This is a genomic window from Bacteroides salyersiae WAL 10018 = DSM 18765 = JCM 12988 (assembly GCF_000381365.1).
Taxonomy (GTDB): Bacteria; Bacteroidota; Bacteroidia; order Bacteroidales; family Bacteroidaceae; genus Bacteroides; species Bacteroides salyersiae.
Genome location: NZ_KB905466.1, coordinates 2167230 through 2181284 on the forward strand (window position 1 = coordinate 2167230; position 14055 = coordinate 2181284).

Annotated in this window: 15 protein-coding genes; 6 read left to right on the forward strand and 9 right to left on the reverse strand. The window is 42.2% G+C overall.

The genetic code is table 11. The annotated features are described in order from the left end of the window. Window positions 1-2: 2 nt before the first annotated feature. Both HMPREF1532_RS08140 and HMPREF1532_RS08145 read right to left on the reverse strand, forming a co-directional pair. Entirely contained in the window at window positions 3-980 is a 978-nt protein-coding gene (locus HMPREF1532_RS08140; RefSeq protein WP_187373826.1) for a glycosyltransferase family 2 protein, read from the reverse strand. 10 nt (window positions 981-990) lie between these two features. After that, window positions 991-1776, reverse strand: a complete 786-nt coding sequence (locus HMPREF1532_RS08145) for a polysaccharide deacetylase family protein (RefSeq protein WP_005927512.1) — start codon at window positions 1774-1776, stop codon at window positions 991-993. Between the two features lie 166 nt (window positions 1777-1942). Between HMPREF1532_RS08145 and HMPREF1532_RS08150 the strand changes: the two genes are divergently transcribed. Continuing rightward, window positions 1943-3073: a glycosyltransferase family 4 protein gene (locus HMPREF1532_RS08150; RefSeq protein WP_025819007.1), complete on the forward strand. Its 1131-nt coding sequence runs from the start codon at window positions 1943-1945 to the stop codon at window positions 3071-3073. Here the strand turns inward: HMPREF1532_RS08150 and HMPREF1532_RS08155 are convergent. The 3 genes from HMPREF1532_RS08155 to HMPREF1532_RS08165 are packed head-to-tail and all read right to left on the reverse strand — an operon-like array spanning window position 3070 to window position 5691. After that, complete coding sequence (locus tag HMPREF1532_RS08155; RefSeq protein WP_005927517.1) at window positions 3070-3999, reverse strand: lysophospholipid acyltransferase family protein; 930 nt, start codon at window positions 3997-3999, stop codon at window positions 3070-3072. The genes HMPREF1532_RS08150 and HMPREF1532_RS08155 overlap by 4 nt on opposite strands. 45 nt (window positions 4000-4044) lie before the next feature. Continuing rightward, entirely contained in the window at window positions 4045-5082 is a 1038-nt protein-coding gene (locus HMPREF1532_RS08160) for a glycosyltransferase family 9 protein (protein WP_005927520.1), read from the reverse strand. Window positions 5083-5085: 3 nt separating this feature from the next. Beyond that, window positions 5086-5691, reverse strand: a complete 606-nt coding sequence (locus HMPREF1532_RS08165; RefSeq protein WP_005927523.1) for a DUF4254 domain-containing protein — start codon at window positions 5689-5691, stop codon at window positions 5086-5088. A 117-nt stretch (window positions 5692-5808) separates the two neighbouring features. Here HMPREF1532_RS08165 and pdxB point away from each other — a divergent pair, with 117 nt between their 5' ends. Both pdxB and HMPREF1532_RS08175 read left to right on the forward strand, forming a co-directional pair. After that, window positions 5809-6852 carry a 4-phosphoerythronate dehydrogenase PdxB gene (gene pdxB / locus HMPREF1532_RS08170; RefSeq protein ID WP_005927525.1) on the forward strand — a complete coding sequence of 348 codons (1044 nt, stop codon included), beginning with the start codon at window positions 5809-5811 and terminating at the stop codon, window positions 6850-6852. A 73-nt stretch (window positions 6853-6925) separates the two neighbouring features. Beyond that, the gene (locus HMPREF1532_RS08175; RefSeq protein WP_005927527.1) at window positions 6926-7954 is read left to right on the forward strand and encodes an endonuclease/exonuclease/phosphatase family protein; all 1029 of its coding nucleotides are present in this window, start codon (window positions 6926-6928) and stop codon (window positions 7952-7954) included. A gap of 493 nt (window positions 7955-8447) precedes the next feature. Here HMPREF1532_RS08175 and HMPREF1532_RS08180 read toward each other — a convergent pair whose 3' ends face one another. From HMPREF1532_RS08180 to purN, 3 genes are read right to left on the reverse strand one after another with little or no spacing between them, the layout of a single operon-like run. After that, window positions 8448-9323 carry an IS3 family transposase gene (locus HMPREF1532_RS08180; protein WP_129649191.1) on the reverse strand — a complete coding sequence of 292 codons (876 nt, stop codon included), beginning with the start codon at window positions 9321-9323 and terminating at the stop codon, window positions 8448-8450. An 8-nt stretch (window positions 9324-9331) separates the two neighbouring features. Next, window positions 9332-9721 (reverse strand): hypothetical protein, encoded by a 390-nt coding sequence (locus tag HMPREF1532_RS08185; protein ID WP_005927532.1) that lies wholly within the window; start codon window positions 9719-9721, stop codon window positions 9332-9334. Between the two features lie 49 nt (window positions 9722-9770). After that, complete coding sequence (purN, locus tag HMPREF1532_RS08190; RefSeq protein ID WP_005927534.1) at window positions 9771-10343, reverse strand: phosphoribosylglycinamide formyltransferase; 573 nt, start codon at window positions 10341-10343, stop codon at window positions 9771-9773. Between the two features lie 149 nt (window positions 10344-10492). Between purN and HMPREF1532_RS08195 the strand changes: the two genes are divergently transcribed. From HMPREF1532_RS08195 to rnc, 3 genes are read left to right on the forward strand one after another with little or no spacing between them, the layout of a single operon-like run. Further along, window positions 10493-10729: an acyl carrier protein gene (locus HMPREF1532_RS08195; protein ID WP_002558672.1), complete on the forward strand. Its 237-nt coding sequence runs from the start codon at window positions 10493-10495 to the stop codon at window positions 10727-10729. Window positions 10730-10745: 16 nt separating this feature from the next. Next, complete coding sequence (fabF, locus tag HMPREF1532_RS08200; RefSeq protein ID WP_005927537.1) at window positions 10746-12008, forward strand: beta-ketoacyl-ACP synthase II; 1263 nt, start codon at window positions 10746-10748, stop codon at window positions 12006-12008. A gap of 4 nt (window positions 12009-12012) precedes the next feature. Beyond that, a complete protein-coding gene (gene rnc, locus HMPREF1532_RS08205) occupies window positions 12013-12909 on the forward strand; it encodes a ribonuclease III (RefSeq protein WP_005927539.1) in 897 nt (298 codons plus the stop codon). 2 nt (window positions 12910-12911) lie between these two features. Here the strand turns inward: rnc and HMPREF1532_RS08210 are convergent, their stop codons facing one another. Further along, window positions 12912-13925 carry an ATP-dependent 6-phosphofructokinase gene (locus HMPREF1532_RS08210; RefSeq protein ID WP_005927541.1) on the reverse strand — a complete coding sequence of 338 codons (1014 nt, stop codon included), beginning with the start codon at window positions 13923-13925 and terminating at the stop codon, window positions 12912-12914. Window positions 13926-14055 lie beyond the last annotated feature (130 nt).

Consider the following 14055-nt stretch of genomic DNA (forward strand, 5'->3'; position numbering starts at 1 on the left):
AATTATTTCGATGACGTATCTTGGAGTTTACTCTTCTTATCACACAAAAGTGTTTCAATGTTATAGAGGGGACGATTCTTGACCTCAATATAGATTTTACCTATATACTGCCCTATAACCCCTATGGCTAAAAGCACAATGCTACCGATAAACCACAAAGACAGCATCATAGAAGTCCATCCGGGAACCGTAGCATGTTCCCAATAAGACAGCAAGATATACACGGTCATGACAATACTGATAAACAGGAAGAAAAATCCGGCTCCTAAAATTAATGAAATAGGTTTGGTGGAAAAAGAAGTAATACCATCCATTGCCAAAGCCAACATTTTCTTCAGCGTATATTTTGACTTACCGGCCGTACGCTCACTAATAGCATCGTCTACCGTGGTCGACTTATAACCAATCAACGGAACAAGCCCCCGCAAATACAAATTCCGTTCCTTAAAATGCGAGAGCTGCTCCAGAGCCCGCCGGCTCATCAAGCGAAAATCAGCATGGTTATGAATGGCTTTCACTCCCAACGAACGCTGCAACTTATAAAATACAAGAGCGGTATTCCTCTTCATGAAGGAGTCGGCATCACGCGATATCTTCACACCATATACAATATCATATCCCTCATTGTAACGATCCACCATTTCTTCAATAGCCTTCAAGTCATCCTGCAAATCGGCATCGATCGTTATCACAGCATCACACATGTCTTTTGCCGTCATCATTCCCGCCATTATAGCATGCTGATGGCCTACATTTCCAGCCAGGTTCACCCCATAGACATAAGGATTCACTTCGAACAAATGAGAAATGATCTCCCATGTGTTATCCCGGCTTCCATCATTGACAAAAAGAATGAAACTATCCGCATCTATTTTCTTCTTTGCAACGAGATCATCCATCAAGACAGTCAGACGTCCGGCCGATTCCGCCAGAACTTCATGTTCATTATAACAAGGGGCTACAATACCTAATTTCATAATCTTACCGTATTTATAGATTCTGTCGCTTCTCTCTGGCAAATTCAGAATAGGTGACAAATTTCTCTCCTGTCGATTTAAAATAACAGATCAAGTCATTCAGACGCTTCTCCATGCCTTTTCCCGAATGGTTACGAATAATAAAAGGCATTTTAAGCTCCGGATGCTCTCCCAGAGGATAAAATTCCCAAGGATGAAAGTAAGTGACAAAATATCCGTCATGTCGCAATGTGCGACGACATAACCAACGATACAATCCGGCAGGCAAATTATGACAAGAAAGCCAAAACAGAGGAAAACGCAACCAAGGAGTCACAGAAGCGGGTATCTGCAATACCCCCTCTTTCATGAAACAGGTACGAGGCTCTGTCAAGTGCATATAACGCCCGGGAATAAAAGCCGGATTCAAAGAAGAATTATACAAATACCCTTGCCGGGCTATCTCACTCTCAGACACCGGAAACATACGCGGCTGACGATAACCATAGATAGTACATGCCGTTAACTTCTCTAAGACTTGTTTGGAACGGGCCACATCCTCCGGTTTCGGATTCCAATGGTCACAGCCATGTGCAGCAATTTCGTGCCCTTCATCGATTATACGCTTCATCACTTCCGGGGCATTCTCTGCAAAATTCGTGGTACAAAAGAAAGTCGCTTTCACGTCATTACGCAACAAACAGTCCAAGATACGATTTGTCCCGTAGACTGATACTTTCATAGCCTCATCCAATGGATAATCTACCCCATGCTCACGGGGAACATCAAATTCTTCTGTATCAAAACTTAGCAATATCATTACACTCGCTGTTTTTATTTGCAAAGTTACATTTTTTTTATGGAACTCACCCAAAATATTATCTATTAAAAAGAATGACAGATAAATGTACCTGAATATTGGGTACAAATAATTATCTTTGGCAATAAAATAAAGATAATCTGTTCAACTCATATACAAACTGATCATGATGATAGGTTTCGATGCAAAACGCGCCGCACAGAACAAAACCGGCTTAGGCAATTACAGTCGCTTCGTCATTGAAGCATTGACCCGGTTTGCACCCAATGAACGCTATTTACTCTATATTCCCAATCCGAACCGGACTTCTTCGCTAAACGGAATAGAAAAAGCGAACAACGTGGAACTGCGTTATCCTCAAACCACATTCTGGAAAAAATTCCGCTCACTCTGGCGGGTATGGGGAATTACTTCCGATATTGAAAAAGAAAATATCCGTCTTTTTCACGGATTGAGTAACGAACTCCCTTTGAATATCCGTAAAGCGGAAAACACACGAAGCATTGTCACAATCCACGACCTTATCTTTTTAAGATATCCTGAATATTATCACTATATCGATCGCAAAATATATGCATACAAGTTCCGTAAAGCCTGTCAGAATGCCGACCGGATCATCGCAGTCAGTGAATGCACCAAACGGGATATCATATCTTTCTTTCATATTCCCGAAGAAAAGATCGATGTTGTTTATCAAGGATGTGATGCACAATTCAAGCAAGCAGTACCCGAAAATACAAAGGAGGAAATCAGAAGAAAATACCAGCTTCCACAACGCTATATTTTATATTTAGGAAGCATTGAAAGCAGAAAAAATCTGTTATTGATAGCCAAGGCATTGCTACATATCCAAGAGCCGATAACCGTTATCGCCATTGGCAAACGGACACCGTATGCGGAAACCGTAGAAGATTTCTTAAGAAAGAACCACCTGGAAAACCGGATGCGTTTATTAAGCAACATTCCTTTCAAAGAATTACCCGCTTTCTATCAGATGGCAACCACTTTCGTATATCCCTCCTTCTTTGAAGGATTCGGAATACCTTTACTGGAAGCATTAAACAGCGGCGTACCGGCAATCGGCGCCACAGGTTCCTGTCTGGAAGAAGCCGGCGGCCCCCATTCCATATACATACATCCCGAAGACGATAAAGAGCTGGCAAAAGCCATAGAGCAGACATTAACCGATCAATCGCTCAGAGAAAGAATGATAAAGGAAGGGAAAAAGTACGCATTATTATTCGAAGAAGAAAAGCTCACTAAAGACCTTTTAAACGTGTATAGAAAAACAATCTAATCAAGTCTCACCCGTTTACTTTCTTCATCGTATCGTCGATTGAACTCTTCGCGGGTACGTTTCCAACGGTTATGAGTCCACAACCAATATTGCGGAGCTTTTTGAATCGTTCTTTCCAACTCTCTGAAATACAATTCCGTCAGTTGAAACTCTTCCAACCGACGAGGGTCGTGAGCAACCTTCTTCAACCGACATACATAATACCCACGCTTCACACGGACAATATCCGCATAATAGACCACAAAATCCACCTGTCGCGCTATGCGTTCCGCACCCGTCAGTACCGGTGTGTCATGATTCAGAAAATTTGTCCAATAATGAATGTTGTTCCAAAAAGGAGTCTGATCCGATATAAACCCGATAATCATCTTTTTTCCTTCACGGCGATAGGAGATTATTTTACGGAGTGTCTCTGCCATCGGGATATTCACAGCCTGAAAACGACTACGGACACGCACAAAAAGATCATTGAAGGTCTTATTCTCCAACACATGATAAATTTGTCCTAATACAACTTCTTCTTTATCAAAATGCAAGGGAAGCGAAGTGATCCACTCCCAATTACAGTAATGCCCCAGGTAAACACAACACGAACGCCCCTCTTCAAAAGCAGCTTTTACGTCTTCCACTCCTTCAAACCTCATCCGCTTCCGCATCTGCTTTTCACTAATTGTAAAAAGCTTTATCGTTTCCATCAAATAATCACAGAAATAAGAATAAAACTTCTTTTCAATCCGAACAATCTCTTCAAGGCTTTTCTCCGGAAATGAGTCTACCAAATTTCGGCGTACCACTTTCCTGCGGTATCGAATACAGTAATAAAGAGGGAAATAAAGTAAATCTGAAAAAAAATAAAGTACCCGCAACGGCAAAAGAGAAACAACAAACCAAAAAGCAAAAATCAGATAGTATAATAAAGATTCCATGTAATCAAACAATGTATTTCAAACGATTATCTCTGAACAATATTCCTAATCAACCAACATACCTTCTATCTTCTGTATGATCTGCTCGGGCTTAATATTCCGCATACACGCATAATCCTTGCGAAAACAGGGTTTCTGCCCGTATACCGAACAAGGACGACAGGAAAGATCGAGTTGTACCGTATTGGTAGGCAACTGTTTCCATCCCATAAATCCGGCGTAAGGGTGAGTCGCTCCCCACACCGAGACAACCGGCGTATTCACCAATGAAGCCAGGTGCATGTTGGCAGAATCCATAGAAAGCATTACATCCAGATGACTCATGAGATTCAGTTCGGTGCTCATATTCAACTTACCGATCATCGATACTACAGTCGGGTATTTCAATATCCACGAGTCAAAAACCTCTTGTTCACTTCTCCCTCCCCCAAAAAGGAATACCTTTACATCGGGGCGACCGGCAAAATGAGCTACTACCTGTTCTTCCAATTCTATAGGATATATTTTGCCTTCATGTTTGGCAAAAGGAGCAATGCCAATCCACTTTATCCCATCACCTTTAGGTCCCGTCACCGGCTCTATCAAAGAAAAGTCTCCTTTTCCCTCACCATAGATCGAGGTAAAATTCAATAAAACCGGAAAGCCTAACTTCTCCAAGACATCGGCATAACGCCTGAAAGAACTTTTCTGATTCTCTAATACTTTATCATGACGGCGTACCAGTTTCTTTTTTCCTTTACGCCCTTTATCAATGGATGCTACCGGTATTCCAGACATCCGGAATCTTAGACAAAGATATTTCGTACGCAGAACATTATGAAAATCAGCCACATAATCAAAATGTTGCTTTTTCAACTCTGAATACAATGTATTCAATCCCCATAATCCCCGGTGCTTACCGGTCAGATCGGCACTCATAAAATGCACATTGGCAGGCAATCCCTGAAAAAGCGGTTGCAAAACCGCACGGCTCAATACGGTTATTTCATGTTGAGGATATTGAGCCGCCAGCGAATAGACCACCGGAATAGTCATAGCGACATCACCGAGCGCAGAAAAACGAATTACAAGAATACGGGACATTTCTTATTTTTTAGCATAAAGCACCGGATTCAAAGCCGGATCATTATACATCTTCATCTGTTTGTATACTTTCATATATTTCCTTCCGGCCTCAATATCTGCCAACAACTGGTCGATCGCCGTTGAAAGGTCTTTTTTCTGTTCCAGCAAGATAGCAAGCTTCACCTGACACTGGTCATGATGCTCTTTTGTTGTATCCGTGCGTTCCACTTCCTGTTGCATGTGATAAATTTTCAATGCAAGAATAGAAAGGCGGTCTATTGCCCAAGCCGGACTTTCCGTATTGATCGTTGCATCCGGTAGAGCAAGCACTTCTTTGTACTTATCAAGGAAATAGCTGTCGATCAACTCTACCAGATCCGTACGGTCCTGATTGGATTTATCAATTCTACGCTTCAGTTTCAATGCCTCCACCGGATCAATCTGGGGGTCACGTATAATATCCTCAAAATGCCATTGCACGGCATCAATCCAGTTCTTCAGATACAAATAATATTCTATCGACTTCAGCTCGTAAGGATTGTTCATCGGAGCGTCTACACTGTCCGTAATATGATAATCGTTAGTCGATTTCCAAAAGATGTCATTGCAAAGGTTACTAAATGTCATAATCTTAACTTGCTTATATATATGTACAATAAGACAAAGCTAAAGAATATTTCTCACACAAGCAACCCTTTCTTACTTTTTTATTCTATCTTTGCTTGTCTCTAAAGAAAAATGTATATGAAAATTATTGTAGACAACAAAATACCCTACATACAAAAAGCCATTGAGAGAATCGCCGATGAAGTGGTATATGTTCCCGGAAAAGACTTCACTCCGGAACTGGTCCGCGATGCGGATGCATTAATTATCCGTACACGGACACATTGCAACCGCGAGTTATTGGAAGGCAGCCAAGTGAAGTTTATTGCAACTGCTACCATCGGCTTCGATCACATCGATACGGAATACTGCCGGAAAGCCGGCATCACATGGACCAATGCTCCGGGATGTAACTCTGCCTCCGTAGCACAATACATAGAGTCTGCACTTGCCCTTCTCAAACTCGTAAAAGGAAAAGAACTTCACAAAATGTGTATAGGCATCGTGGGAGTAGGAAATGTAGGAGGCAAAATCATCGACGTTGCTCAAAAACAAGGTATGCGAGTGTTGCTAAACGATCTTCCCAGAGAAGAAAAGGAAGGGAACACGAACTTCTGTTCACTGGAGCAAATTGCCCGGGAATGCGATGTGATAACTTTTCACGTCCCTTTATATAAAGACGGGAAATACAAGACTTTCCATCTGGCCGATGAAGTTTTTTTCCGGTCATTAAAGCGTAAACCGGTTATCATCAACACCTCTCGCGGAGAAGTGATAGAAACCCAAGCACTGTTAAATGCCCTGCAGAATGGTTATATTTCCGAAGCCATTATCGATGTCTGGGAAAACGAACCGAATATAAACCTCGAACTATTAAATAAGGTAATGATAGGCACTCCCCATATTGCCGGTTATTCGGCAGACGGAAAAGCCAATGCGACCCGCATGTCATTGGACTCTCTTTGCCGGTATTTCGGAATAAAAACAACATATAACATTACTCCCATACAACCGGAAAACCTCGCGATACAAGCGGCAACCACGGACGAAGCATGGTTGAAAATATATGATCCGCAACAAGACAGCAACAGGCTGAAAGCCCATCCCGAACAATTCGAACAGCTCCGGGGAGACTATCCCCTAAGAAGGGAAAAAGAGGCCTATCATATAAGCATAAGCTAAAACGTCCATATTTGCCGTATTTTTTGAACTACTATATTAAAACCAACCATAACCTATTTAAATTTCAGAAATCATGAAAAAAATTCTTTTATTTACTTTTCTTCTTTTGTGTACTCTCCCGGTAAGTAGCAAAAAGGCGGGGGAATTTACTGTTTTGCAATGGAATATCTGGCAGGAAGGAACATCTGTGCCAGGTGGCTATGAAGCAATCATTAATGAAATCGTTCGTCTGAAACCGGATTTCGTCACATTCAGTGAAGTCAGAAATTATAAGAATAGCAACTTCAGTGCCCGAGTCCTGTCTTCATTGCGTGAAAAAGGCATGACTTATTACTCTTTTTACAGCTACGACAGTGGCTTATTGAGCAAACATCCCATTACGGATTCCCTGACTGTATTTCCCGAGAAGGAGGATCATGGCAGCATTTACAGATTGTTATCTACCGTAAACGGACATAAAGTGGCCATTTATACGGCTCATCTGGATTATTTGGATTGCGCATATTATAATGTACGCGGATACGACGGTTCTACTTGGAAAGAAATAGCCAGACCACGAACAGTAGAAGAAGTTCTAAAGGTCAATACTGATTCACAACGTGATGATGCGATTCGCTTATTTATTGAACAGGCACGTAAAGATATAGCAGAAGGATACAGCATCATTTTGGGTGGTGACTTCAACGAACCTTCCCATCGTGACTGGGTGGAAGCAAACAAAAATCTGTACGACCATAATGGCATGGTAATCCCCTGGACAGTAACCACTCTGCTCGAAGATGCAGGATTCATTGACAGCTATCGCGAAATTTATCCTAACCCACTCACCCATCCCGGATTTACTTATCCATCGGACAACCCTTTAAAAACTCCCGAAAAACTCACATGGGCTCCCAAAGCCGACGAACGGGACCGGATTGATTTCATCTTTTATCAAGGGAAAGGCCTTCAAGCAGAAAAGGCGGTTATATTCGGCCCTAAAGGTTCTATCGTACGGAGCCAAAGAGTAGAAGAAACGTCAAAAGATCAATTCCTCACTCCCAAAAACGTATGGCCAACCGACCATAAAGGATTACTGGTTACCTTCCGTTTTAAGAAATAAAAAAACAAGAAGAGTCGCAACAGTTCAGAGGAAGAAGATGTAGATCATTAATAGTCAATCATGTAAGCATGTGCACTTGAGATTATCAGGCTTCTTCTTATATCAGCCATAAATTCATATTATTAAAACACCCGGATGTTGTCATGCACAACATCCGGATGTTTTTTATAGGAACATGGGGATGTTATTACTCAGAACATGGGGATGTTGATGTGTACTGGATTTAGTTGACAACTTCGATTGTTATTACTGTATTCGTTCACTCAACAATTTTCAATACCTGAATAGGTTTACATTTCTGTTTGTTAGACCTACTGTAGTTGTCCTATTTGGATTTCCAAATATAATGCTAATTATTCTATTTATTCCAAATGTTGTTGAACTGATTTTTGTTATTATCTCGTTTGCCAAGAAATATCCTTGGTCGGGGATCGCCGTGCGGCAAGGGGCGGGACCACCCGTCCCGACGAGCACAATCTGAGTCGGGGCACTTTCATACCTTCTCCTCCTTTATAATTTCCATTGGTGTGCGCATTTTCAAAGCTTGGTGTGGCCGAATATTATTATATGTGTACACAGCCTGTTTAATACGTTCTTCCACCTGGTTAAAAGTCTCCTTCCCGCAGTCAAAGAGCCATCCGTTCTTAATAGTATTGTTCATCCGCTCGGCCAATGCATTATGCAGAGGATCACCACACTGTGTCATGCTTATGCTTATATGTTGTGCTTTTAACGTGTCAACGTATTGGTTTGAGCAGTATTGAACCCCACGGTCTGAATGATGTATCAACCCGCTGATGTCTATCCCGTTCTCTCTGTAAAACAGAAAAGCTGACTCCAAAGCTTTCATCGGGCCTTCCGTTGTCAATGAAGGACAGAACGAATAGCCTACTATTGCACGACTGTGGCTATCAGTAAGCAAGGACAGGTATGCCCAGCCATCCCTGGTGGAGACATAGGTAATATCTGCCACAACCATACTTCCGCTTGTGCTTGCTACGAACTTAGGTGTCGTGTTCAGCAAATCAGGATATATATAATAATTATGATTGGAGTTCGTTGTTTTGGGACGTACACGCTTCTTCCTCTGGACCAGACCATTAGAGCGGAATATCTCATAGCACTGGTCACGACCTATCACCATTTTCTCCTTAAAGTAACGAACACAGCATACATATAGCTCACGCATACCCGATTGGGGCATTAAAGTTCTTAATTCTTTGCAATACAGAACAATACTTGTCTTCAAAACATTAACTTCACACTGTCTGTCCACATGTTTATAGTAACCTTGTCTGGTTATGCCGAAGTAACCACAGAGTCTGTTCAGACCACCGCATTTACGGTTGACCGAGCCTCTCTGTGACAAGGTGTCGATTACTTGGCATCTGAGTTTTTTCGCACGGGGATATGATAGGTCTGCTCTGTCAGATCAATTAGCACCTCGCAGGCTTCATGAAGCATCTTTGTCGTATCCAAATCCCGTTGAAGTTGACGGTTAGACTTGTGTAACGCTTCATTTTCAGCACGAAGCTGAGCGATAAGGGACGCTGAGTCTTCGTCTATCAGCTGTGGATCAATGATGGATTTTTGCATCTTAGGATCTTCTATCTCGTACATTTTCATCCAGCGGGACAATGTACCTAAACTTAATCCATTACGTCGTTCAAATGTTTTCCGACGGTCGGAGCTGGAAAGATACTCGCGAATATAAGACTTACTTTCCAATTCTGTAAACTTTCTGTGAGGTTTTCTTTTGGTTGACATACTTTTTTTGATTTAGAAAGTGTCAACTTATTCAGTACACTACATGTTGTTATTTCCCAAGTATTGTCCTCTCTATTATTAAAGGATAATGTTTATACTCCAAAGAGTGTACCTTCTGTGCCACATCAATTGCAGAGTCATCCGGCAGTACCGGACACTTCGCCTGAAAGATAGTATCACCTTCATCATAATGTTCATTAATATAATGTATAGTAATTCCGCTTTCTGTCTCTCCGGCAGCAACCACCGCCTCATGTACATGATCGCCGTACATCCCCCTTCCACCAAATTTCGGAAGCAGAGCAGGATGTATATTTATAATTTTATCGGGATAAGCATGCAAAAGTCTCTCCGGAACACGTACCAAGAAACCGGCCAGAACAATAAAATCAATATGATATTCATGCAACAAAGCAAGAATCTGCTCACCGGAGACCCAATCTTCCTTCAGAAACACCTCTGAGGGCACCTGTAACCGATGTGCACGCTCTAAAACATACGCATCGCTTCTGTTAGAAAGCACCAACGCCACCCTAATCAAATCATTCTCTTGGAAATACCGGATAATATTTTCGGCATTCGTGCCGGAACCGGAAGCAAAAATTGCGATGTTTTTCTTCATAATCAGCTTATTCTATGCACAAAACAGTGAAAAATGTGCAAAAGATTGCATTTATTTAATCAAATATTTGCGCAGAACGATAAATATTTATTCCTTTGCACCGCAAAATTAAAGAAATAAAACTATTTATTAATTAAAAACTTAAAGTTATGTCTGAAATTGCATCAAGAGTGAAAGCGATTATCGTTGATAAATTAGGCGTTGAAGAATCAGAAGTTACAACTGAAGCAAGCTTCACTAATGACCTGGGAGCTGATTCTCTTGACACTGTAGAACTTATCATGGAATTCGAAAAAGAATTCGGTATCTCTATTCCTGATGACCAAGCTGAAAAGATTGGTACTGTAGGTGACGCTGTATCTTACATCGAAGAACACGCTAAGTAAATCGGATTTCATCAATATGGAATTAAAAAGAGTTGTAGTAACAGGTCTGGGCGCCATTACTCCCGTTGGCAATAGTGTACCCGAATTTTGGGAAAATCTTGTGAACGGGGTTAGTGGAGCAGGGCCTATTACTCATTTCGACGCTTCGCTATTCAAGACCCAATTTGCATGTGAGGTAAAGAACTTCGATGCAACCAAATATATCGACCGTAAAGAAGCACGCAAAATGGACCGGTACACACAATTAGCTGTTGCCGTAGCCCAAGAAGCAGTATCAGATTCTGGTCTTGATATCGAAAATGAAGATTTGAACAGAATCGGTGTTATTTTCGGTGCAGGTATCGGTGGTATTCGTACGTTCGAAGAAGAAGTAGGCAACTACGCTCTTCATCAGGAAAACGGTCCGAAATTCAATCCGTTCTTCATTCCCAAAATGATCTCGGATATTGCGGCCGGACAGATTTCCATCATGTACGGTTTCCATGGTCCTAATTATGCAACCTGTTCCGCATGTGCCACTTCCACCAATGCCATCGCTGACGCATTCAATCTTATCCGTCTGGGTAAAGCGAATGTAATCGTATCCGGTGGTTCGGAAGCAGCAATTGCTGCCGCCGGTGTAGGAGGTTTCAATGCAATGCACGCTTTATCAACCCGCAATGATTCTCCGGAAACTGCATCACGCCCGTTCAGCGCAAGCCGTGACGGATTCGTCATGGGTGAAGGCGGCGGTTGTCTGATTCTTGAAGAATTGGAGCATGCAAAAGCACGCGGTGCAAAAATTTATGCAGAAGTAGCCGGTGTAGGTATGTCAGCAGATGCGCATCACCTCACAGCCTCACATCCCGAAGGATTGGGAGCCAAGTTAGTGATGCTGAATGCATTGGAAGATGCCGAAATGGACCCGAAAGCAGTTGATTATATCAACGTACACGGAACATCTACTCCCGTAGGTGATATCTCGGAAGCAAAAGCTATTAAAGAAGTTTTCGGTGATCATGCCTTTGAATTGAACATCAGTTCGACAAAATCAATGACAGGTCACTTATTGGGTGCTGCCGGTGCGGTAGAATCTATTGCCAGCATCCTGGCTATCAAAAATGGCATCGTACCTCCGACTATCAATCACGAAGAAGGCGACAATGACGAAAACATTGACTATAACCTTAATTTCACTTTCAACAAAGCACAGAAACGTGAAGTTAATGTTGCCCTGTCCAATACATTCGGATTTGGCGGTCACAATGCTTGTGTAATCTTTAAGAAATACGCAGAGTAATATCGTGTTACGAAACCAAATAGACAAGATAAGGCTCCTGTTCTGTAAGGACAGAGAGTCTTATCTTTGTTTTTATAGGATACTTGGATTCTATCCTCGCAATATCCATCTTTACGAACAGGCACTCCTGCACAAGTCTACTTCCATCCGTTCGGAAAAAGGACGCCCTCTAAACAATGAACGTCTCGAATTCTTGGGCGATGCCATCCTTGATGCCATTGTAGGAGATATCGTTTATAAACACTTCGAAGGGAAGCGGGAAGGGTTCTTAACCAATACCCGGTCTAAGATCGTTCAGCGTGAAACATTGAATAAGTTGGCCGTACAAATCGGGCTCGACAAACTCATCAAGTACTCTACCCGGTCTTCATCTCACAACAGTTACATGTACGGCAATGCGTTTGAGGCATTCATCGGTGCCATTTACCTTGACCAAGGATATGAACGTTGCAAACGCTTTCTTGAAGAGAGAATTATCCGTCCCTATATCGACCTGGATAAATTATCCAAGAAGGAAGTGAACTTCAAATCCAAACTGATCGAATGGAGCCAAAAGAATAAAGTAGAGGTATCTTTTGAACTCATCGAACAATTTTTCGATAAAGAAAGCAATCCGGTATTCCAAACAGAAGTACGCATTGAAGGACTTCCTGCAGGTACAGGCACAGGGTATTCTAAAAAAGAATCACAACAAAACGCAGCTCAAATGGCACTTAAGAAAATTAAGACACCGGATTTTATGGCAAGCATAAACGAAGCCAAAATGCTACATTCTCAAAAGGAAGAGATAACAGAAGCCGTATGCGAACAAACGGAAGAAACAGTGATCCCCGAAAAACTCATGCAAGAGGAGCCTGCCGAAGAACACAAATTGTCCGAAACGACATTCGACGAAAACTAAGTTTATCCGAAGCAAATCCCCATACGACGTCCTTGCACCACCAGATCATGGTCTTCAGTGACCAGCTTTAACTTACCGGCCACTTCATTCAAAGGAAGAGAAGATATTTCGTCCCCTTTCAAAGCAATCATACGGCCGAATTGCCCATCAGCAATCAGTTCGGTAGCATGCCCTCCCATCCGTGTGGACAAATTACGGTCAAACGGTGTAGGTGAACCTCCCCGTTGAATATATCCGAGAACAGTCTCACGGGTTTCAATACCGGTTTCGTATTCTATCTCCTGAGCGATATACTCGGCAGCACGTTTCCGCCCGTCCGTCTGAATACCTTCTGCTACAACCACGATGGAATACGGTTTTCCCTTCCTCAAACGGTTCAGGATCACCTCACCGATATTCTTTATATCATAAGGAATTTCCGGAAGAAGAATTACATCCCCTCCACCAGCCATGCCCGAATACAGAGCAATCCAACCGGCTTTATGTCCCATGACTTCAATGACCATCACACGTTTGTGAGAACTGGCAGTGGAGTGTAGGCGGTCGATGGCATCCGTAGCAATACTCACGGCAGAGTCGAATCCGAAAGAGATATCCGTCCCCCAGATATCATTATCAATCGTTTTAGGGACAGAAACAATATTAAGCCCCATAGCGGCAAGCTTGGCTGCTGTTTTCTGTGTTCCATTACCACCGATGCAAACGACGCAGTCGAGCCCCATTTCCTTGATATTATGCTCTATCAAGGCAGGCTTATTCACATCCTCGGCAACTACCCCTCCTTTTTTAAAAGGTTTCTCACGCGAGGTACCCAAAATAGTGCCACCCAAATTAAGCAAACCGGACAATGACTTATCCGTTATCAGCTCTACATCCTTGGTTAACAGACCTTGAAAACCACTATGGATACCGACGACTTCCATACCATAATAATTTATGGCAGTTTTACACACGCCACGAATGGTAGCATTGATGCCGGGACAATCGCCCCCCGAAGTTAAAATTCCAATTCTCATCGCCGTTTATTGTTCTAAAGTTCGGAACTACTCTACTCTTCTTTAACTTTTAACTATTATTTCCGTGGTAAAGATAGAAAAAAAAGATAAATAAGGTTACTTTTGCACGATTAAACATTATCCCAGTAAG

Coding starts and splice junctions, on each gene's coding strand:
- HMPREF1532_RS08185 (WP_005927532.1), bottom strand. CDS start 9,721: ATGTCAACCAAAAGAAAACCTCACAGAAAGTTTACAGAATTGGAAAGT.
- HMPREF1532_RS08195 (WP_002558672.1), top strand. CDS start 10,493: ATGTCTGAAATTGCATCAAGAGTGAAAGCGATTATCGTTGATAAATTA.
- HMPREF1532_RS08175 (WP_005927527.1), top strand. CDS start 6,926: ATGAAAAAAATTCTTTTATTTACTTTTCTTCTTTTGTGTACTCTCCCG.
- HMPREF1532_RS08155 (WP_005927517.1), bottom strand. CDS start 3,999: ATGGAATCTTTATTATACTATCTGATTTTTGCTTTTTGGTTTGTTGTT.
- HMPREF1532_RS08165 (WP_005927523.1), bottom strand. CDS start 5,691: ATGACATTTAGTAACCTTTGCAATGACATCTTTTGGAAATCGACTAAC.
- pdxB (WP_005927525.1), top strand. CDS start 5,809: ATGAAAATTATTGTAGACAACAAAATACCCTACATACAAAAAGCCATT.
- HMPREF1532_RS08210 (WP_005927541.1), bottom strand. CDS start 13,925: ATGAGAATTGGAATTTTAACTTCGGGGGGCGATTGTCCCGGCATCAAT.
- HMPREF1532_RS08145 (WP_005927512.1), bottom strand. CDS start 1,776: ATGATATTGCTAAGTTTTGATACAGAAGAATTTGATGTTCCCCGTGAG.
- purN (WP_005927534.1), bottom strand. CDS start 10,343: ATGAAGAAAAACATCGCAATTTTTGCTTCCGGTTCCGGCACGAATGCC.
- fabF (WP_005927537.1), top strand. CDS start 10,746: ATGGAATTAAAAAGAGTTGTAGTAACAGGTCTGGGCGCCATTACTCCC.
- HMPREF1532_RS08160 (WP_005927520.1), bottom strand. CDS start 5,082: ATGTCCCGTATTCTTGTAATTCGTTTTTCTGCGCTCGGTGATGTCGCT.
- HMPREF1532_RS08150 (WP_025819007.1), top strand. CDS start 1,943: ATGATGATAGGTTTCGATGCAAAACGCGCCGCACAGAACAAAACCGGC.